This is a genomic window from Streptomyces sp. NBC_00178, from assembly GCF_036206005.1.
Classification (GTDB): domain Bacteria; phylum Actinomycetota; class Actinomycetes; order Streptomycetales; family Streptomycetaceae; genus Streptomyces.
On the sequence record NZ_CP108143.1, the window covers coordinates 6260531 to 6279390 of the forward strand.

19 protein-coding genes are annotated in these 18860 nt (G+C 73.1%); 11 read left to right on the forward strand and 8 right to left on the reverse strand.

The genetic code is table 11. The features are described 5' to 3' along the window. The first annotated feature begins 17 nt into the window (after positions 1-17). Positions 18-947, forward strand: coding sequence for a ribokinase (locus tag OHT61_RS27345; RefSeq protein ID WP_329041863.1), 930 nt, complete (start codon positions 18-20; stop codon positions 945-947). Next, entirely contained in the window at positions 944-1333 is a 390-nt protein-coding gene (rbsD, locus tag OHT61_RS27350) for a D-ribose pyranase (RefSeq protein WP_329041864.1), read from the forward strand. Before OHT61_RS27345 ends, rbsD begins: the two co-directional genes overlap by 4 nt. A gap of 71 nt (positions 1334-1404) precedes the next feature. Here rbsD and OHT61_RS27355 read toward each other — a convergent pair whose 3' ends face one another. Beyond that, positions 1405-1809: a winged helix-turn-helix transcriptional regulator gene (locus tag OHT61_RS27355; protein ID WP_329041865.1), complete on the reverse strand. Its 405-nt coding sequence runs from the start codon at positions 1807-1809 to the stop codon at positions 1405-1407. A 97-nt stretch (positions 1810-1906) separates the two neighbouring features. On the opposite strand from OHT61_RS27355, the gene OHT61_RS27360 reads away from it, so the two are divergent. Next, positions 1907-2734, forward strand: a complete 828-nt coding sequence (locus OHT61_RS27360; protein ID WP_329041867.1) for an NAD(P)H-binding protein — start codon at positions 1907-1909, stop codon at positions 2732-2734. A 306-nt stretch (positions 2735-3040) separates the two neighbouring features. Beyond that, positions 3041-3469: a VOC family protein gene (locus OHT61_RS27365; RefSeq protein ID WP_329041869.1), complete on the forward strand. Its 429-nt coding sequence runs from the start codon at positions 3041-3043 to the stop codon at positions 3467-3469. Here OHT61_RS27365 and OHT61_RS27370 read toward each other — a convergent pair. Together OHT61_RS27370 and OHT61_RS27375 are read right to left on the reverse strand one after the other, a co-directional pair. Next, positions 3438-4274 carry an N-formylglutamate amidohydrolase gene (locus OHT61_RS27370; RefSeq protein WP_329041870.1) on the reverse strand — a complete coding sequence of 279 codons (837 nt, stop codon included), beginning with the start codon at positions 4272-4274 and terminating at the stop codon, positions 3438-3440. The two genes, OHT61_RS27365 and OHT61_RS27370, sit on opposite strands and share 32 nt — an antisense overlap. A 318-nt stretch (positions 4275-4592) precedes the next feature. Continuing rightward, positions 4593-6221: an alpha/beta hydrolase gene (locus OHT61_RS27375; RefSeq protein ID WP_329041872.1), complete on the reverse strand. Its 1629-nt coding sequence runs from the start codon at positions 6219-6221 to the stop codon at positions 4593-4595. Between the two features lie 294 nt (positions 6222-6515). On the opposite strand from OHT61_RS27375, the gene OHT61_RS27380 reads away from it, so the two are divergent. Further along, a complete protein-coding gene (locus OHT61_RS27380; protein WP_329041874.1) occupies positions 6516-7175 on the forward strand; it encodes a class I SAM-dependent methyltransferase in 660 nt (219 codons plus the stop codon). Between the two features lie 136 nt (positions 7176-7311). Here the strand turns inward: OHT61_RS27380 and OHT61_RS27385 are convergent, their stop codons facing one another. Further along, positions 7312-8190, reverse strand: a complete 879-nt coding sequence (locus OHT61_RS27385; protein WP_329041875.1) for a septum formation family protein — start codon at positions 8188-8190, stop codon at positions 7312-7314. 331 nt (positions 8191-8521) lie between these two features. Between OHT61_RS27385 and OHT61_RS27390 the strand changes: the two genes are divergently transcribed. Further along, positions 8522-9025, forward strand: a complete 504-nt coding sequence (locus tag OHT61_RS27390) for an anthrone oxygenase family protein (RefSeq protein WP_329041876.1) — start codon at positions 8522-8524, stop codon at positions 9023-9025. Positions 9026-9087: 62 nt separating this feature from the next. Here the strand turns inward: OHT61_RS27390 and OHT61_RS27395 are convergent, their stop codons facing one another. Continuing rightward, positions 9088-9570, reverse strand: a complete 483-nt coding sequence (locus OHT61_RS27395; protein WP_329041877.1) for a GtrA family protein — start codon at positions 9568-9570, stop codon at positions 9088-9090. A 493-nt stretch (positions 9571-10063) separates the two neighbouring features. On the opposite strand from OHT61_RS27395, the gene OHT61_RS27400 reads away from it, so the two are divergent. Both OHT61_RS27400 and OHT61_RS27405 read left to right on the forward strand, forming a co-directional pair. Next, positions 10064-11596 (forward strand): hypothetical protein, encoded by a 1533-nt coding sequence (locus OHT61_RS27400; RefSeq protein ID WP_329041878.1) that lies wholly within the window; start codon positions 10064-10066, stop codon positions 11594-11596. A gap of 339 nt (positions 11597-11935) precedes the next feature. Next, complete coding sequence (locus tag OHT61_RS27405; RefSeq protein ID WP_329043401.1) at positions 11936-12907, forward strand: alpha/beta fold hydrolase; 972 nt, start codon at positions 11936-11938, stop codon at positions 12905-12907. Between the two features lie 44 nt (positions 12908-12951). Here the strand turns inward: OHT61_RS27405 and OHT61_RS27410 are convergent, their stop codons facing one another. Both OHT61_RS27410 and OHT61_RS27415 read right to left on the reverse strand, forming a co-directional pair. Then, positions 12952-13911: a DUF1152 domain-containing protein gene (locus tag OHT61_RS27410; RefSeq protein WP_329041879.1), complete on the reverse strand. Its 960-nt coding sequence runs from the start codon at positions 13909-13911 to the stop codon at positions 12952-12954. 145 nt (positions 13912-14056) lie between these two features. Beyond that, positions 14057-14641 carry a TetR/AcrR family transcriptional regulator gene (locus OHT61_RS27415; RefSeq protein ID WP_329041880.1) on the reverse strand — a complete coding sequence of 195 codons (585 nt, stop codon included), beginning with the start codon at positions 14639-14641 and terminating at the stop codon, positions 14057-14059. 86 nt (positions 14642-14727) lie between these two features. Between OHT61_RS27415 and OHT61_RS27420 the strand changes: the two genes are divergently transcribed. Then, positions 14728-15156, forward strand: coding sequence for a nuclear transport factor 2 family protein (locus OHT61_RS27420; protein WP_329041882.1), 429 nt, complete (start codon positions 14728-14730; stop codon positions 15154-15156). Beyond that, positions 15153-16022 carry an NAD(P)H-binding protein gene (locus OHT61_RS27425; RefSeq protein WP_329041883.1) on the forward strand — a complete coding sequence of 290 codons (870 nt, stop codon included), beginning with the start codon at positions 15153-15155 and terminating at the stop codon, positions 16020-16022. Before OHT61_RS27420 ends, OHT61_RS27425 begins: the two co-directional genes overlap by 4 nt. Here the strand turns inward: OHT61_RS27425 and OHT61_RS27430 are convergent. After that, positions 15967-17370, reverse strand: coding sequence for an MFS transporter (locus OHT61_RS27430; RefSeq protein WP_329041884.1), 1404 nt, complete (start codon positions 17368-17370; stop codon positions 15967-15969). The two genes, OHT61_RS27425 and OHT61_RS27430, sit on opposite strands and share 56 nt — an antisense overlap. Positions 17371-17416: 46 nt before the next feature. On the opposite strand from OHT61_RS27430, the gene OHT61_RS27435 reads away from it, so the two are divergent. After that, the gene (locus tag OHT61_RS27435) at positions 17417-18736 is read left to right on the forward strand and encodes an aminotransferase class I/II-fold pyridoxal phosphate-dependent enzyme (RefSeq protein WP_329041885.1); all 1320 of its coding nucleotides are present in this window, start codon (positions 17417-17419) and stop codon (positions 18734-18736) included. The last annotated feature ends 124 nt before the right edge of the window (positions 18737-18860 follow it).

Here is an 18860-nt window from a genome sequence, read left to right on the forward strand (position 1 = left end):
AGGAAGGCACGAACCAGATGTACGTCAACGAGGACCCCGCACCCTCCCGTTACGACCTCCTGGTCGTCGGCTCGGCCAACGCCGACCTCGTCGTCGGTGTCGACCGCCGGCCGGGAGCCGGGGAGACCGTGCTCGGCTCCGACCTCGTCGTCCACCCCGGCGGCAAGGGCGCCAACCAGGCCGTGGCCGCCGCCCGCCTCGGAGCCCGTACGGCTCTGCTGGCACGGGTGGGCGACGACGCCCACGGGCGCATGCTGCGGGCCTCGCAGCAGGAGGCGGGCGTCGACACCGGTGGGGTCCTCGTCGGCGGCGCCCCCACCGGGGTCGCCCTCATCACCGTCGACCCCTCGGGCGACAACAGCATCGTCGTCTCGCCGGGCGCCAACGCCCGGCTGACATCCGACGACATCAGGGCGTCGGGCCGGCTGTTCGCGGCGGCCCGCGTCGTCTCCGTCCAGTTGGAGATCCCGCTGGACACCGTCGCGGAGACGGCCCGCGCACTGGGACCGGACACGCGTCTGGTCCTCAACCCCTCCCCGCCGGCGCCCCTTCCCGACGAGGTGCTCGCCGCCTGCGATCCGCTGGTGGTCAACGAGCACGAGGCCCGGTTCATCCTCGGGGAGGGCGCCGGCGACACCCCGGAGTCCTGGGCACGGGGGCTCACCGCCCTCGGCCCGCGCTCCGTCGTCATCACGCTGGGCGCCGGAGGGGCGCTGGTCTCCGACACGCGCACCGGCGAGGCCGTGCGCGTGCCGAGCCCGAAGGTCGCGGCGGTGGACACCACCGGCGCGGGGGACGCCTTCACGGCGGCCCTGGCCTGGCGCCTCGGGCTGGGCGAGGAACTCACCCGGGCCGCCGGTTTCGCCGTGCGGGTCGGCGCGGCGGCCGTCACCAAGGAGGGCGCGCAGGCGTCCTTCCCCACCTCGGAAGAAGTCGCGGCACTGTGAAGAAGACCGGCATACTCAACCGCCACCTCGCGGGAGCCCTGGCCGAACTCGGCCACGGCGACGGCGTCCTGATCTGCGACGTGGGCATGCCCATCCCGGACGGTCCTCGGGTCGTCGACCTGGCCTTCAGGGCGGGCGTGCCGGCGTTCGCCGAGGTCCTGGACGGACTGCTGGCAGAACTGGTCGTGGAGAGCGCGACCGCGGCCGAGGAGATCACCGAGGCCAACCCCGAGGCGGCCGGCCTCCTGGCCGCCCGGCTCCCCGCGCTCACGCACGTGTCGCACGAACGGCTGAAGGAACTCAGCGCCTCCGCCCGCCTGGTGGTACGCACGGGTGAGGCGCGGCCGTACGCCAACGTGCTGCTGCGCTGCGGCGTGTTCTTCTGACCGCCCGGCCCGTCAGGACCGCCTGCCCGCCCGGCCCGCCTGCCCGCCCGCCCGCCGTGGGGAGCATCCGCTCAGCGGCGGCGGCGGGCGGGCGCGGGCTCGCGCGCGTCGTAGTCCGAGCGCGCGCGGTCGACCTCCGGCAGCCGCTCGCCGGCCCACGTCGCCAGTGAGGCGAACAACGGGGCCAGGCTGGCCCCCAGTTCGGTGATCTCGTACTCGACCCGGGGCGGCACCTCCGCGTAGTACGTGCGCAGGACGAGCCCGTCGCGTTCGAGCTGCCGGAGCCGCTGGGTCAGCACCTTCGGCGAGATCGCGGTCAGCCGGCGCTCCAGCTCGACGAAACGCTGCCGGCCGGACGCGTGGAGCGCCCAGAGGATCGGGGTGGTCCACCGGCTGAAGACGATGTCGACCACCGGGGCGATCGGACAAGCCAGTTCAGGATCGGACCGCTCCGCCTGCCATGTGGTGTCGGTCACAAAAGGCCTCCTCGCCGATACTTTCCCCTAGGTACCCACTGTCCCCTGGTCGGTAGCTTTCCACCCGACCGCGCAGAACGTGACCAGGGGAGCGACCATGATCGTGGTGACCGGAGCAACAGGCAACGTGGGCAGGCCACTTGTGCAGGCCCTCGCGGCGTCGGGGGAGCGGGTGACCGCGGTCTCCCGCGGCGGCGCGGCACCCGGCCTCCCCACGGGGGTGGAGCACCGGACGGCGGACCTCACCGACCCGGACGGCCTCAAGCCCGCACTGGACGGAGCCGAGGCGCTCTTCCTGCTGATCACCGGCGACTGGCTGGCCGCCGGCGGTGATCCCGCCGGCATCATCGACGCCGCCCGGTCCGCGGGTCTCCGGCGGATCGTCCACCTCTCCTCGCAGGGGGTCGCCACGCACCGGCACCCGCCGTTCCTGGAGGACGCGGTGAAGCGGTCGGGACTCGGCTGGACGATGCTGCGCCCGGCGGGGTTCAGCTCCAACACCCTCCAGTGGGCCGGAACGATCCGTGTGCACAGGTCGGTCGAGGCGCCCTTCGGTGACGTGGCCCTGCCGGTCGTCGACCCGGCGGACATCGCGGAGGTGGCGGCCCTGACCCTCAGCGAGGACGGCCACGAGGGCAGGACGTACGAGCTCACCGGTCCGTCAGCGGTGTCACCCAGGCAGCAGGCCGCCGCGATCGGAGATGCGCTCGGCGAAGAGGTCCGCTTCGTCGAGCGGAGCGCCGCGGAAGCCCGTGCGCAGATGCTGCGGTTCATGCCCGAACAGGTCGTGGACAGCACCCTGGGCATCCTCGGCAGCCCGCTGCCCGCCGAGCAGCGGGTGAGCCCCGACGTCGCACGCCTGCTGGGGCGTCCGGCCCGTACGTTCGCCGCATGGGCGAGGCGCAACACGGCCGCCTTCGCCTGAGGGCCGTCCCGGCCACGGGTGCGGTACGACCGTCGGGGAGATCTCGCCACAGGCGCCCCTGACCGCCCTTCCGAGCGGCCCGCGCGCCGCGGCCCCGCCGTCGGGCGGGGTGTCCCGGCGGCGGGACAGCCCTTAGGATCGGGCCTGTGACTGCCGGGTCGGCCATGGGCCGCGTACGAGAGAAGCGCCCGGCCCCTGCGTGAGGGCGTGGCGGGCCAGGGCCCCGCCGTCCCGTCGTGCATTCCGGAGCGCCCCGTGCGGCGCCCCCGTCCCAGCGGAATCCACGACACGGAAGACGTATCCGACATGACCCACGCACAGCACCCGCCCGCGACCGATCAGGGCACCACCGTCGTCCAGTTGAACCACACGGCGGTGTACGCCCGGGACCGCAGCCTGTCGGCCGAGTTCATCGCCGCCGTGCTGGACCTGGAGGTGGGCGCGCCGTTCGGCCCCTTCCTGCCGGTCGACCTCGGCAACGGTGTGACCCTCGACTACTACGAACTGCGGGACGCCCCGGTGCAGGCACAGCACTACGCGTTCCTGGTGCCCGACGCACAGTTCGACGGCATGGTCGCACGCCTGCAGGCCCTCGGTGTCACCCACTACGCCGATCCCGGGCACACCGAACCCGGGCGGATCAACCGCCTCTTCGGTGGCCGCGGGGCCTACTTCGACGACCCGGACGGCCACAACATGGAGATCATGACCAGGCCGTACGCCCGGCCCCGCTGACCGGTCCCCGGACGTCCGGCGAGTCCACCAGTTCCGCCAGAGCCGTGGCCAGCGCGCCGAGCCCGGGTCCGGCCGGGCCGCCGGGCTCGGACATGTACAGGTCGCGGCGGATCTCGATCATCAGTGCGCCGACCCGGCGGTCCGTCCCGTAGTGCTTCAACGGGACGTACGTGCCGGGGAACGGGCTGTCGAGCCCCGTGCCGCCGAAACCGGCGAACGCCGCCTCCGCCCGGGCCAGGAGCCCGGGCGGGGTGTGGAAGCCGTCGGTGCCCAGACAGACCGGTGGGCGCGGCCCGGTGCCGTGCAGCTCGTAGGGGAGCGGGGCGGTCGGATACGAATGGACGTCGATGACGACCGCACGTCCCGTCGCTGCGAGCCGCGCGTCCACCGCGGCGGTCATCGCCTCCGCGTACGGGTGGAAGAAGCGGTCGAGCAGCGGCTGCGGACGGCTCCCCTCGGGACGCAGACGCTCGCGGTGGGTGGTGTGCGTGTACACCGCTCCCATGCCGACGGCCAGCATCTCCTCCCGGTCGTCCGGGAAGCGCTCGGGGTCGACGACGAGGCGCGACAGGCCGTTCACGAACGTCCAGGGGGCCACCGCGCAGGCCTCGGACGCCAGCCTCGCCAACTCGGCGGTGTGGGAGTCCGTGATGTGGTCGAGTTCCGACTCCAGCGCCTCGTCGTCGAGCGAGATGCCCTCGCGTACGTCCGCCGGGACGGCCCGGGAGGAGTGCGGGACGTGCAGCAGCACCGGCGAATCGGCGGCCCCCGCGGTCAGTCGGTACGGCTGCGGTTCTGGGCTCAAGGAGCGGTCCTCCGGTGCGCGGCGGGGTGACGACGGGAGGGGAAAGGCTACGCGGGTCCCGGTGGACCCGGCCCGTCCACGTGCAGGGGCCCGATGCGCGGCGCCACCTGCACGGGGCTCCTCGGCCGCTGGAGCATCCCGGCCGCCCGCCCGGGGCACCCCGACCGCCCGGCGGCCGACGGCCACCGTCGGCCCCGTGGACAGCGCTTCGCCGACCCGGCGGCGGGATGCTGCCCGGGGTGCCGGCACATGCCCCGGCCCGCTTCGTCACCGCCCGGCGAGGACGGTGACGAAGCGGGCCGGGGCGGGCGTCCCGGTTCAGGAGGAGTCGCGTGCCGTCGCGCCTCCGCCGGCGGCGATCCCTCCCCGGGGCCTGGGGGACGAGAACGGCGGTGTGTCCTGGCGGCACGTCGTGCCGGACGGCGGGAGGACGCCGTCGACGAGGTACCGGCTCTCGTGTTCCTGGACGCATCCGCTGGGATTGAGCAGGGCGGTGTGCCCGTAGCCGGTGTTGGTGAGCAGGCGTGCGTCGGCGAGTTCCCTCGCCATCGCCTGGGCGCCGGCGTAGGGCGTGGACGGGTCGTAGACGGTCCCCACCACCAGGACGGGGTTCGCGGTGGGCTTGTTCCACGGGCCGTTGTACTGTTCGGCGGCCCGGACGGGCCAGGTCGAGCAGGGCTCGGCGGCCCAGGTCCAGAAGCGGCCCGCGTCACCCGCGCGGGCGGCGCTCGCCTCCTCCAGCGCGTGGAAGGCGCCGGGGTCGTGCGGATTGGGACTGTCGCCGCAGAGCACGGCACCGCCCTGTTCTTCACCCGTGTACGGGGAGGGGTCCGGAACCGGGGGCGCCGGCGGGGACACGGGCGGCGCCGGGACCCGGCCCTCCCACAGCTCCTGCAGCCGGCCCGCGAGGTCGGACCATCCCGGGTTCACGATGTAGAGACTGTTCACGACGTCGGCGACGGTCCGGGCGTACGTCCACCCGTCCACGGGGTGCTTCCGCAGACGTGCGGTCAGCTTGTCGAACTTCGCCTCGGTCGCCTTCGCGCTGCCGGCGGAGAACGCGCACCGGGTGACGTCGGTGGCCCCGCACCGCGTGAGGAACTGCTTCAGGGTCGCCGCCGCCGTGCGGTCCGAACCCATGCGGAGGAACGTCGGCCGTGACGGCTCCTTCCGCGATCCGTGGTCCGTCCAGGCCTGCGGGTCGATGTTGCTGTCCAGGACCATGGCACGGACCTTGCCGGGGAAGAGATTGGCGTAGGTGGCCCCCAGGATGGTGCCGTAGGAGATCCCCATGTAGGTGAGCTGCCGGTCGCCGACCGCCCTGCGCAGGAGGTCGAGGTCCTGCGCGGTCTCGGCGGTCGACACATGGCGCAGCAACTCGGGGTCGCGCTGCTCGCAGCGACGCCCGAGGTCCTTGTAGGAGGAGATCCAGGCCGACCGCTCCTCCTCGCCCACAGGGAAGCCGGCCGGCTTCCTCGCCAGCCAGTCGGCGGCCTCGTCGGGGTCGCCGAAGCAGTTCACCGCCGTGCTGTTGCCGACCCCCCGGGGGTCCCAGCTGACGATGTCGAACCGCTCCCGCACGGTCTGCGGGAACGCCTCGTAGTTCTGGGGCATCTGCACCGTGCCGGGCCCGCCCGGGCCGCCGGGGTTGAAGAACAGGGTGCCGATGCGCCGCCCCGGGTCGAGTGCCTTGTGCCGGACCACCGCGAGGCCGATGGCCCGGCCGCCCGGGGCCCGGTGGTCCAGCGGGACCTGGACGGTGGCGCAGTCGAACGGGCTACCGGGTATGCAGGGGCTCCAGGCCGGCCGGGGCGCGGGCACCTCCGGTGGAGTGGCACCGCCCGCGCGGGCGATCTCCGGGCCGGTGAGAACCGACGAGCAGAGCATCGCCGCGGCGACGGCCGCCGCGCGACGCCGACGGTCCGCTATGGATCCGCGCATGGACATGTCTGGTCTTCCCTCTCAGCTGGGGGCCGGTGCGGCCGAGGCCGTGGGCGACCGGCACACCGTCGGCTCAACCACACTGCGACCCCCTCCCGCCCGCGAGCCGGGCGCACCCGATCGAGCGGAACAGCGGCGGCCGTGTACGCCGATGGAGGGAGGGCCGCGCAACCCGCCGCGTTGCGTACGGGACGGCGTGGGCGCCTGCGCGTACCTGCGGTGGCACAGGCACAGCTGCGCGGGGCTCGCATTCGCTCACGTGTGCGTCGGGCGCGCACCATGGTCCTCTACAGTCGGCGGGTGCCTGAACATGCCTACCTCGCAGCCGTCCGGAAGTCCTACGACACGGTCGCCGCCGACTACTTCGCCCAGGTCAAAGCCCCGGAGCAACTGGACCCCCTGTCGCGCGGGATGCTGGACGCCTTCGCCGAGACGGTCCTGGCATCCGGCCTGGGGCCCGTGGCCGACCTGGGATGCGGACCCGGCAAGGTGACGGCGTACCTGGCCCGGCGCGGTGTGCCCGCCTTCGGTGTCGACCTGTCCCCGGAGATGGTCGCACTGGCGCGGCGCGCCCACCCGCACCTGGAGTTCACCGTCGGCTCCATGACCGCGCCCGCGATCGACGACGACGCGCTCGGCGGCATCCTGGCCTACTACTCCACCCACCACACGCCACCGGGCCAACTGCCCGTCGTCTTCGGCGAGTTCCACCGGACGCTCGCCCCGGGCGGCCACGTGATGGTGGCCGGTCATACGGGAGCGGGAGAACTCCTGCGCCCGACACAGGCGTACGGCGGCCACCCGGTGTCCTACGAGTCCTACCTGTCACCGCCCGACCGCATCGCCGAACTTCTGCGGGGGGCCGGGCTCGTCGTCACGGCCCGGCTGATCGAGGAACCCGCCCCGGGCGCCACGAGGACCCATGCCACTTTCCTGGCACGGAAGCCCGAACGGGGCTGAGGGGCAAGGAGCAGTCAACGGGAGTGCGGGGCAGGGGTGTTCGGGAGCCGGGCTGCGCGTGGGCGTGCGGGGCCGGGGACGATCCGGGCGACGGACAGCCTCGCCCCCTCCGTCCGGCGGCCGGTGTGCCCGGACCTCAGCCGGCCCAGACGTCCGCGTCGTCGGCCGGCACGGTGGTGGCCAGCTTCAGTTCCTTGCGGGCCCCCACGGTCTTCTTCGGGTCGATGCCGGTGAAGGCGAGGTCGTACGCGATGTAGAAGGCGTCCGTGTCCTTGGCCTTGGCGGCGTCGTGCCAGGCTTCGGCCGTCTCCTCCAGCTTCGTGCGGAGCTTGACGGTCTCCGGCTGCTGGATGCCCTTCATCGTCTTGAGGTGGCCGTCGAGTGCGGCTGCGACGGCCTTGGCCTGCTTCCTGTAGCCGGCCAGGTCGTCCTCGATCAGCTCGGCCTCGGGCTGGTTCGCCCACAGGGCTTCGTAGACGGCGTTCGCGCCGTTGAGGTACGCGAGCTGGTCGGCGCTCAGGGACCGGTTCTTCAGGGAGCCGGTGGAGGTGCCCGACTTCTGGGTGTAGGCGCAGCTCACCGCGCGGTCGCCGGTCCGCCAGCTCTGGGCCGTCGGGTAGTAGTAGAAGAGCTCGACGCCCGCAGGGACCGCCCAGGTGTCGGAGACGAACTTCTGGGACTCCACGGGGCAGCGATTGTCGGCGATCTTCGACACGCCGTCCTCACCGGGGTACTCGGTGATGCCTTCGATCGAGAACTCGCCCACGACCTGCCCCTTGTGCGGCTCCTTGCACGGGATGATCTCGACGCCGAACTCCTCACTCGCCGTCGCCACGCTGTTCGGGGTGTAGCAGTCGCCCGGAACGAGGGAGAAGACGGAGCGCTGGCGCAACGCGCTCTTGGCGCCGGCCTTCGCGCCGTCGAGGGCGCCGGAGCAACCCACTGCTCCCACCGCGAGAAGGGCGACAACGGTCGATATACCGCGTACGGAGCGGGACGTGACACCGAAAAGCATGACGGAGGCATCCTCAAACGGAAGGGATGTGAACAGGTGTGCGCATCGTATGGCATAAGTGTGACGATGCCGTCCACGGCCGATGCGTCCGCCGACGGCTCCGCGCCGGGCGCTCCGGCGGAGGGTCATCCCGGCCGGAATCCCGGCGACGGCCGGATCCGGCCCCGCTGCCACCCCTCGCCACGACCTGACGAAAAAGACTGCGCGAGACAGTGGCCGGTATTACGATGCGCTGCGCCAAGGCCCTTGGGATGAAGGCCTGTTCAGCTTGCCGGACCCGAGGGGCCACCATCCTCGGCGAGCGGGCGGCAGCCCCGGAACCGGAGCTTCCGTGAGAGCACTGCAGACCACGACACTCCTGGCGGCGGCGATCGGGGCCGCACTCATGGCTGGCCTGTTCTGCGCCTTCGCCTACGCCGTCATGCCCGGGCTGTCCCGTACGGACGACCGCGCGTTCGTCCGTGCCATGCAGCAGATCAACCGGGCCGTCATCAACGGGTGGTTCCTGGTGCCCTTCCTGCTGCCCCTGCCCCTGCTCGTGCTGGCGACGGTCCTCGCGGCCAGGGGGCACAGCCCGGGCGCCCTGCCCTGGGTCATCGCCGCGCTCGCGCTGTACCTGGCCGCCTTCATGGTCACCGGTACGCGGAACGTGCCGCTCAACGACGCGCTCGACAAGGTCCCCGCGGACGCAGGGCCCGACGGTCTCCGAGCAGCGCGTGCCGCGTTCGAGGAGGGCTGGGCCAGGTGGAACACGGTGCGCGCCGTCCTGCACACCGCCTCCCTCGGCACGCTGCTCTGGGCGGTCCACCTGCACGGCTCGCAGCACGGGAGCTGAACGCCCGGAGGGGCCGGGGCCCGCCATTCCGCGGAAATGATGATCCGTCACACAAGGGGCGGTCAGGCAGCCATGACCAGAGTCTCCTTGGCCTTGGTGGACACCGTTTCCGGCACGGTGACGGGGCGGGCGAAGACGACCACCCGCAGGAGTGCGAACCGTCCCACCCCGGCCACCGCGGAGGCCGAGAGGTACACCGTCTGCTCGACCAGGGCCGAGGGGTCCGGCCGCACGGAGTGCAGCACGAGCAGCGCCGCGGTCGTGAAGGTATAGCTCACGGCCACCGTCAGCCCCGACTGCACGTGGATCCGCCATCCCCGTCGACCGCTGCGGAAGGAGATCCGGCTGTGGAGTTCCGTCGCGATCACCGTGGACACGACGGTGACCACGGCATTCGCGAGCAGCAGGGGCACCCGGTCGCCGACCAGTACCAACACGCCGCTCGATGCCACGCCGACCCCGCCGCCGCAGACGACGAAGCGGACGAAGGCCAGGACGAGCGACGAGGTGGTGCGCTGCGTCGGCCGGTGCGCTGGGGCGGTCACGGGTGAGCCTCCGGAAGGGGTGCGGAACGGTGATCCGATTCCACCCCACACGCCGGGGGAGGCGCATCACCCGGGCGGTGTGGCCGGTCCCCTACTTCCTCTGGGGGTATCCCCCACGGGGCACTGGGGGATACCCCTGCCGCGGTCGGCGCGGGTCCCGGTCGCGGGAGAGGCAAAGCCGGTCGTTGAGGATCAAGTCCGCGAGGCGGCGGTGAAGTCCGGGATACGACGGTCAAGTCCGCGAGGCGACGGTGAAGTCCGGGATACGACGGTGAAGTCCGCGGTCCGCGCGCAAGGGACGGACCACCGTCGTCCGGGACCGGGGCGCGCCCCGCGGCGTACGCCCGTCCGTGTCCCGCCGCACTCCCTCTCGTTGACAAGTGGCGGGCCGCCCCGGGACGGGGTGGAGCGGGCGTGGTCGCGTCGGCCCCGCGTGGACGGGCCGGTGATCGGCCGCCACCCGCCCCTGATCTTCGGCCCCGCGAGGAGAGCCATGCATGTGACCCGGGTGCGGACGACGGCACCGGAGCAGGCCGTCACCGCGCCGCACACCCGGCCGGCCGGTCCGCTGCCGTGGCTCACAGCCCTGGGGCTGGCCTTCCTCGTCCTGCAACTGGTCGTCGTCGTACCGGGTTCGGGCCTGGGCTGGGACGAGACCGTCTACGTGAGCCAGGCCGGGGGAAACGCCCCACCCGCGTTCTTCAGCGCACCCCGCGCCCGGGGGATCTCCTACCTCGTCTCCCCGGTCGCCGCGCTGACCGCTTCCACCGCCGTGCTGAGGATCTACCTCGCCCTGCTGTCCGCGGCGGCGCTGGTGGGTGCCCTCTACGTCTGGCGCAAGGTGCTGCCCACGCCGGTCCTCGTCTGCGCGGGGGCGTTCTTCGCCGGGCTGTGGCCGACCCTGTTCTACGGCTCGGCCGCCATGCCCAATCCCTGGTGCGCCCTCGGAGCCCTGGCCGCGACCGGCTGGGTCGCCAGGCCGGTGCCCGACGGCACGGGCCGCAGGGAGGCGGTGGGCGCGGGGGCCGCGGTGGCGCTCGTCGCCCTCATGAGGCCCGCCGACGGATTCTGGCTGGCGCTGCCGCTGGTTCTTGCCGTCTCCGTGTCTCCCGGCAGACGCCGCCCGGGTGTCCGCGCGGCGCTCGTGGCCGGGCTGATCGCGGGGTGCGCCCCGTGGACCGCCGAGGCGTACACCCGTTTCGGAGGTCTCGGCGCACGGCTTCACCGGGCGGGTGAGATCCAGGGCGGTCTCGGCTGGAACATGGCCGTGGACGACCATCTGCGGGCGCTCGCCGGACGTACCCTGTGCCGCCCCTGCGACATCGGGTGGGAGAGTCCGGGGACGGCGCTGTGGCTGACACTCCTGCCCCTGCTCGTCATCGGCGGGGTCGTGGCGGCCCGGCGCCCGGGCCGCGGCACCGTGGCGCTGCTCGCCGCGGGGACGGGACTCTCCGTGGCCCTGCCGTATCTCTTCCTCGTCGGCTACGCCGCTCCCCGCTTCCTGCTCCCCGCGTACGCCCTGCTGTCCGTGCCGCTGGCCGAGTGCCTGGTCCACCTCTTCGCGCGCGCGTCGAACGCCCGCCGGCCAGGTGGGGCCGCCCTGCTCACCCTGGTCCTGGCAGCCCACCTCACGGCGCAGCTCCTCGTGGTGAGCCACGTGGTGCGCGTCAGTCACGCCACGACCGCACGCTTCACCGCGATCGCCGGGGCCCTGAACCGCTCGGGGGTGAGGCCGCCGTGCGTGATCAGCGGGACCGATGCCGTGCCGATCGCCTACTACGCGGGCTGCGCGTCGCGGCAGACGGCGGGCCACGACGCGAGCACCACCCCGGCCGCACTGCGGAAGACCGCCCTGCACGTACCGACGGCGTTGCTCGTGGCCCCCGGCGCGGCACCCCCGCCGTGGGCCGGCGGCCGGCGGGCCGTTCTCCTGCCCCCGGGCAACAGCGTCTCCGCCTACCGGGGTTACGTGGTCCTGCCGGCGGTCGCGGCGGACAGGACGGACCTGGCCCGGCGACCGCGCTGACCGGCGAGCGCCTCGACGGCGGCTCCACGGTGCGCTGCGCGGCCACCGAGGCCGGGCGGAGCCCGAGGGGCTCGTGACGAGAGTGTGGTCTCCGGGCCCGGGAATCACCGGCCGGGCGGTCGTGCACGCGCGTCGGCCGCTGCGGCCGATGCGCGCGTGCTACGAATACCCGGACGGTGGAGGGCCGCCCCGGATCCATCCGGGTGCCGCCTGAAACGTCCCCGTAATCCGCCCGGCGCGGGAGCTTCCTACGCTCGCCCGGGAATCGTCGGAACAGCGGACGGAGGCGGTGCCGTGACCGGCGCACCAGGTGGACCACAGGCCGACCCCGGTGTGGCGATGTCCCACCGCGTCATCCACGGCTACCGCCGTGCCTACCGGATGGCGGGCGAGGGGCCCGTCATCCTGCTCATCCACGGCATCGGAGACTCCTCCGCGACCTGGGCCGACGTGATCCCCGAACTGGCCCGGCACCACACCGTGATCGCCCCGGACCTCCTCGGCCACGGAGCCTCCGACAAACCCCGCGCGGACTACTCGGTGGCCGCCTACGCCAACGGCATCAGGGATCTGCTGGGCGTCCTCGGCATCGAGCGCGCGACCCTCGTCGGCCATTCCCTGGGCGGCGGTGTGGCCATGCAGTTCGCCTACCAGTACCCCGAGCGTACCGACCGCCTGATCCTGGTCAGCGCGGGCGGTGTGGGACGCGAGGTGAACCCGGCTCTGCGGGCCGTGTCCCTCCCCGGGGCCGACCTGATGCTGTCCCTGCTGCGCCTGCCCGGCATGCGACAGCAGGTCGGCCTCTTCACGCGGCTCGTCAAGCTCCTCGACACCGACCTGGGCCAGGACGCCTCCGAGCTGATCGACCTCGTCGACGCCCTTCCCGACGGCACCTCGCGCAGCGCCTTCATCAGCACCCTGCGCGCGGTGGTCGACTGGCGGGGGCAGGCCGTCACGATGCTGGACCGCTGCTACCTCACCGAGGGCATGCCCACCCTGCTGCTGTGGGGCTCGCGCGACAGCGTCGTACCCGTGCACCACGCCCGGGGCGCCCACGCGGCGATGCCCGGGAGCCGCCTGGAGATCTTCGAGGGCGCGGGCCACTTCCCCTTCCACAGCGACCCCGTCCGCTTCCGGACCCTGGTCGAGGACTTCATGAGCACCACCGCCCCCGCCGACTGGAGCCCGGAGCGCTGGCGGGAACTCCTCCGCGCCGGCCGCCCGGGAACCGGGGACGGCGTACCGGATCCCGCGTTCGAACGCGCGGTGGACCAGGACCTCAAGGAGGCGAGCGAGCGGAGCGCGACGTGAGTGGCGGTGTGCGCACGCGCGTCCCCGCCCGCGGGCCGGTGCGACTAGTGCGGGATCCGGCGGGGCGGTCGGGTCACCAGGGTGTCGCGGAAGTCGGCGATCCGGGAAGCGACCTGGCGCAGCAGGTGTGTGTCCTCGATGCGGTCGAGGTACAGGCAGCGGGCAGCCAGGCCGGGCAGGTCGAAGGCGAAGTACAGGGACATGAGCGGGTTCACGAACAGCTCGCTGTCGCGGGTCCGCTCCGTGAACCGTACGTCGCCGAACGAACCCCGCACGGCTGCGGCGATCGACCCGTTCACGATGCTGGGGTGGTCGGGTGTGTGGTGCTGGGCGTGGGCCACCGCGTCGAGATACAGCGCTCCCTCGCGGGTGGCACGCGGTATCGAGAACGCTCCGAGATACGCACCGTCGCGTTCCAGGGCGGAGATGTTCTCCAGCACCTGCGCGTGGTTCACGCCGTGGTAGGCGTCTATGCCGAAGCCGACGGACACCACCAGCCGGATCGGGACGCCGTCCAGCGCCGCGAGCGCCGCGACACTGGTGAGGTCCTCCTCGGGGGTGCCCAGACCGGCTTCGTCGCCGCGCATCAGGATGTCCGTGCCGCCGTCGGCGAGCACCACCGCGTCGATGTCGTGGCGCTCGATCAGCGCGCGGTAGGCACTGCGCAGCGGCTGGACCCCGCCGGGCTGGAGCGCGTACACGGTGGACGGATATCCGTGCAGCCGCAGCCACTGGGCCAGCGTCCGTTCCGGGAAGTACGTCTGGTGCAGGGCCGATTCGGGGCTGACGACCGCCAGGTCGGGGGCGGCCCAGTCGTCGAGGGGGAGGCCTCCCAGCGCGGTGAAGGAGAGGTTCGCCAGATGGACCTCCTTGCCCTGGTGCATGAGCGACAGGGCAAGGGGCAGGCCGGAGTAGATGTCGAAGCCACCGCCCGCGCCGGCGACGAGGATCCGCTCCGCGGAGGCGAGGCGCGTGAAGAGCGGATTGGCGTGAAGGGGCGTCATGGCGCCCATTCTCGGACGTCCGCGCGGCGGATGCCCACGTATTTCCCCGGGCTGAGGGCCGCCACCGGCCGGCCCTGACGGGGCCGCCGTTGCCGTTGCCGTCGCGGGTGCGGTCCCGATCCGCTCGCGGACCGGGACCCCGCCCTCAGTCCTGCCCGCCCACCACCTTGGCCACATGGGCGGCGAGATCCGCCCTCATCCGGTCCTCCGTCATGTGCTGTGCGCCCGCCAGGTGTTCCACCAGGTCGGCGCGGGTCGCGGCCAGCAGCGCGTGGGCCGTGAAGTCACCGGCTGGGGCCGAGGGGATCTGCCGGAGGGCGTCCCCGAGGGTGCGGTGCCACCACGTGTAGTGCCCGGCCTCGTAGGGACTGCCGCTGCCGGTCTCCTCCAGGGCCAGGGCCAGGTGGCGGTTGTCCAGCTTGAAGCGCAGGACCGCGTCGAGCAGGGCGGGCACCCGCTCCTCGGGTCGCGCGGAGGGCCCGAGGGGGGCGGGGCCCGACTCCACCGCCTCGCGCAGCGGCTGGATCCGGGACTCGTACAAGGCCTGGACGAGACCGGTGCGGTCGCCGAACCGGCGGAAGAGCGTGCCCTTGCCCACTCCGGCAGCCGCCGCCACGTCGTCCATCGACACCCCGCGGGGGCTGTCGCTCCGCGCGAAGAGGGCATCGGCTGCCGCGAGTACGGCCTCGCGGTTGCGCACGGCGTCGGCGCGCTCCTTGCGCTCGGGCATGACCCCTCCGGTTGTTAAACGGACTGACGGTCCGTATGGTGTTCCGAGTAAACGGACTTACAGTCCACATCTTAGGGGTGATTCGGATGAGTGACGCACAGGGACCGGCCGAGCTGTACCGCCGCAGTCTCGGGCTTCTGCTGGACAAGGACATCGACGGCTGGACCGCCCTGATCGCCGACGAGGCGGTCTTCGAGTTTCCGTACGCACCGGCAGGGTTTCCGGCGAGGCTGGACGGGAAGGACGCCGTCGCGGCGTACATGCGCGGATACCCCGACGCCATCGACCTCCGCGAGGTCGTGGGGCTGCGCATCCACGAACTGCGCGAGCCGGGCACCGTCGTGGCCGAATGGCGCGGAGTGGGCCGCATCGTGGCCACCGGGGCCGCGTACGAGATGCCGTACGTCGCCGTGGTCACCGTCGAAGGCGGACTGATCACCCGTTACCGCGACTACTGGAACCCGCTGGCGATCCCCGGGTCCCTGTCCGACGCCGTCTTCTTCGATGCCGTATGAGCGGGGACGCGCGCGACCACGCGCTGGTCACCGGGGCGACGGGCACCACCGGAAGCCGCGTCGCCCGCATGCTCGCCGAGCAGGGGCACGCGCTCACCCTGGCCACCCGCACACCCGGCCCGGAAGGCGGTGCGCGGGCCGTCCGCTTCGACTGGTACGACGCGGACACCCACGCCGCCGCCCTGCACGGCGCCGACCGCGCCTATCTCGTCCCGCCCGTCGGCGACCCGGATCCCGGGGACGTCATGCTGCCCTTCCTGGAGCGGGCCCGGTCCTCCGGTGTGCGGCGCGTGGTCCTCCTGAGCTCCTCGGCCATCCCGGCGGGGGGACCGGGCGTGGGGCAGGTGCACGAGGCGCTGGCCGGCGGGCTGTTCGAGGAGTGGGCCGTGCTCCGGCCTTCCTGGTTCATGCAGAACTTCACCGGGCGGCACACGCACGCGGACAGTCTCCGCGCGGAGGGCGTCGTGGCGAGCGCGACCGCCGGCGGACGGGTCGCGTTCGTCGACGCCGACGACATCGCCGCCGTCGCCGTGCGATCTCTCACCGCCCCCACGGCCCCCGGTGCCGACCTCGTGATCACCGGGCCCCAGGCGCTGAGTTACGACGAGATCGCGGCCGTCCTGCGCGAGGTCACGGGGCGGCCCGCCGTGCATCGCCGCCTCACGTACGAGCAGATGTGCGACCGCCTGACGGCCGACGGGATCCCGCGCGCGTTCGCGGGCGTGCTGGCTAGCTTGGACCTGGCCATCGCGGAGGGGGCGGAGGACCGGGTGACGGATACGGTCCACCGGGTGACGGGGCGGCCGCCCCTCACCTTCCGGGCGCACGCGGAGGCGGCGATGCGGCGGGGGTGCGACTCCCCGTAGGCCGGGGGCCGGTGGTCCCGCCGTCGTCCGTGGTCCCGGCCGTCCCCGTTGCACCCGTAGCCGCCCCGGAGGCCGGGGTCGTGCCGGTCTCCGGGAACTCGGCGGGCACGGACGGGCGACGGGGGCGGACCAGATGGCGCTGCACCAGGCAGGCCCCCACCAGCGTGGCCCCCAGGACCGGCCACGCGAGGGCTCCCGTACTCACCGCGATCCCGACGACCACAGGGCCCAGGCTCCGCTGCGCGGACTGGGCCAGGCCGTGCACGCCGAGGTAGGCGCCCTGGGCCTCCCCGGGAGCGAGGACGATCGAGAGTTCCCAGGACGCCAGCGCGTGCAGGATCTCCGCCATCGAGAAGGCGGCGGCGGCGACGAGGACCGCAGCCGTCGCGAACCACGGCCCGCCGGCGGCGGACGCCGCCAGCGCCACCCCACCCGTCAGGAAGGCCGCCCCGACCGGGAGAAGCAGACGGCGGGCGGCGGCACGGTCCTCCCCGAAACGGGACAACGGCACCTGGAGCGCGATCACCAGCACGCTGTTGAGGACGAGCACCAGCGGCGCCAGCCCTACGGGAGCCTCGGTGGCGTGGACGATCCACAGGGGGAACCCGACCTGGAGGATGCTGTCGTCCAGGAACAGCCAGACCTCGGTGGCGGTGAACGAGAGGTAGCGCCGGTCCCGCCAGGGGGTCGCCTTCCCGACGGGCGCCGCGGCGACACCGGACTCGGCGACGACACGGCTGGGTGCCGGTGGTTCCGCGCACCGGAGGGTCAGTACGCCGATGACGAGGTACGACGCCACATTGGCGAGCAGGAGCGCCTGGTAGGCGGTGGTGGTGCCCACGGTGAGCGCGATGGCGGCACCGGTGGCGCCGACGGCCCAGCCGATGTTCACCGCCGTGCGCTGGATCGCCTGGTAACGGATGCGCTGCGGCCCGGCGACACGAGCCGCGAACAGCTTGGTCAGGACGCTCGACGCCCGGTCGGGAAGGGCGCCCAGTGCCGAGAACAGCACCAGCAGCGCATACTCGTTCGTCGCCAGGAGCGCCAGCAGAGCTGCCCCGCGCGCCAGTTGGGCGGCGACGAGGATGCGGGTGACCGGGAAACGGTCCGCGAGACGCCCGGCGAGAGGAGGTCCGGCGATTCCGAGAATCCCGGACAGGCCCATGAGGACGCCGATCTGAGAGACCGACAGATGGGCGACGTAGATGAAGTAGAGCGTCGACGCCCCGCTCCACAGGCCCGTCCCCACCTTGTCGATGACGGCGACCACGAGCATCCGCCGTCCGTCGCGGCCGCCCGGCACGGAGAAGCGCCTGACTGCCGGGACGCGGCTCGGCGTCGGTTCCATCTGATCCCCCTTGACACGCACTTTGTATCGGTACAAACTGCTATCTGTGGCAGAACAATATGGGATCACGGGCGGAACGGCCAGAGAGATTTCCGCCTCGGTCGAGAGCCGGGTCGCCGACGGCACACTCCGGCCGGGGGCCTCGCTGCCTCCGGTGCGGCGCCTCGCCGGGGAGCTGGGCGTCGGCGCCGGCACGGTCGCGGCGGCGTACAAGGAGCTTCGCGGGCGGGGCGTCGTGGTGACCCTCGGCCGCGGCGGCACGGTGGTCGCAGCGGCCCCCGCCGTCACCTCGCGCAGACCGCCCCGCGTGCCGTCCGGCCTGCGAGACCTGGCGGGCGGGCACCCCGACCCCGCCTGCCTTCCGGTGCTGTCCCCGCCGGCGCGCGTCGCCCCCGTACCGGGATCGCACCGCGCCGCCCCCAGGCTTCCGGCACTCGAGGACGCCGCCCGCGCCTGGTTCGCGCGTGACGACGTCCCCAGCGGCTCGGTGACGTTCGCACACGGTGCGCTGGACTGCATTTCCCGGCTGCTCACCACCGAACTCAGACCCGGGGACGCGGTGGCCGTAGAGGATCCCGGCTTCCATCATCTCCTGGACCTGGTCCCGGCACTCGGGCTGCGCATGCTGCCGGTCGCGGTCGACGACGACGGCATCCGTCCGGAGGCCCTGCGCGGCGCCCTGCGCGGGGGCGCCCGAGCCGTGGTGTGCAGCCCGCGCGGACAGAGCCCGCTCGGCGCGCGCTTCACACCGGAACGAAGGGACGAACTGCTCACAGTCCTGCGGGACTTCCCCGAGGTGCTGGTCGTGGAGGACGACCACAACGCGGAGATCTCAGGCGCCGCCGCGGTGACCCTCGCCTCCGGCGGCCTGTCCCGCTGGGCGCAGGTGCGCACCGTCTCCAAACACCTCGGCATCGACCTGCGCTGGGCCGCGCTGGCCTGCGATCCCGCGACCCTCGCACGTCACGACGGACGGATGCTGCTCACCTCGGGGTGGGTCAGCCACATCCTCCAGGCGACCGTCGCCGGCCTGCTGACCGACCCGGCCGTGGCCCGCCTGGTGGCCGGCGCGTCGCGTACGTACACGACGCGCCGCGAAGCGCTCGTCTCGGCCCTGGGGGAGCGCGGCATCGCGTCCCACGGAGGGAGCGGACTCAACGTATGGGTGCCGGTCGGGGACGAGTCCGCCGTCGTCAACGGCCTGCGCAGCAGGGGCTGGTGGATCGCGGCCGGTGCACGCTTCCGCATCGCCTCCCCGCCCGCGGTGCGCGTCACGACAGCGACCCTGGCACCGGCCGAGGCGGGCGGGTTCGCGCGCGACTTCGTGGACACGCTGACGGAGGCACAGGCGGTCTACGGGGGATAGGCGGTCTACCGGGGATGGGCGCGGTCCGGCGGGGGTAGCGCCGCCCAACCGCGCGTGGAAGGCAGCCGGCGGTTCGCCGGATGCTTCGCCCTCACGCGGGCGCCGGTGCGTCCAGGGAGCCCCC

Coding starts and splice junctions, on each gene's coding strand:
- OHT61_RS27415 (WP_329041880.1), bottom strand. CDS start 14,641: ATGCCCGAGCGCAAGGAGCGCGCCGACGCCGTGCGCAACCGCGAGGCC.
- OHT61_RS27385 (WP_329041875.1), bottom strand. CDS start 8,190: ATGCTTTTCGGTGTCACGTCCCGCTCCGTACGCGGTATATCGACCGTT.
- OHT61_RS27420 (WP_329041882.1), top strand. CDS start 14,728: ATGAGTGACGCACAGGGACCGGCCGAGCTGTACCGCCGCAGTCTCGGG.
- OHT61_RS27405 (WP_329043401.1), top strand. CDS start 11,936: ATGTCCCACCGCGTCATCCACGGCTACCGCCGTGCCTACCGGATGGCG.
- OHT61_RS27345 (WP_329041863.1), top strand. CDS start 18: ATGTACGTCAACGAGGACCCCGCACCCTCCCGTTACGACCTCCTGGTC.
- OHT61_RS27410 (WP_329041879.1), bottom strand. CDS start 13,911: ATGACGCCCCTTCACGCCAATCCGCTCTTCACGCGCCTCGCCTCCGCG.
- OHT61_RS27375 (WP_329041872.1), bottom strand. CDS start 6,221: ATGTCCATGCGCGGATCCATAGCGGACCGTCGGCGTCGCGCGGCGGCC.
- OHT61_RS27400 (WP_329041878.1), top strand. CDS start 10,064: ATGCATGTGACCCGGGTGCGGACGACGGCACCGGAGCAGGCCGTCACC.
- OHT61_RS27365 (WP_329041869.1), top strand. CDS start 3,041: ATGACCCACGCACAGCACCCGCCCGCGACCGATCAGGGCACCACCGTC.
- OHT61_RS27425 (WP_329041883.1), top strand. CDS start 15,153: ATGAGCGGGGACGCGCGCGACCACGCGCTGGTCACCGGGGCGACGGGC.
- OHT61_RS27360 (WP_329041867.1), top strand. CDS start 1,907: ATGATCGTGGTGACCGGAGCAACAGGCAACGTGGGCAGGCCACTTGTG.
- OHT61_RS27430 (WP_329041884.1), bottom strand. CDS start 17,370: ATGGAACCGACGCCGAGCCGCGTCCCGGCAGTCAGGCGCTTCTCCGTG.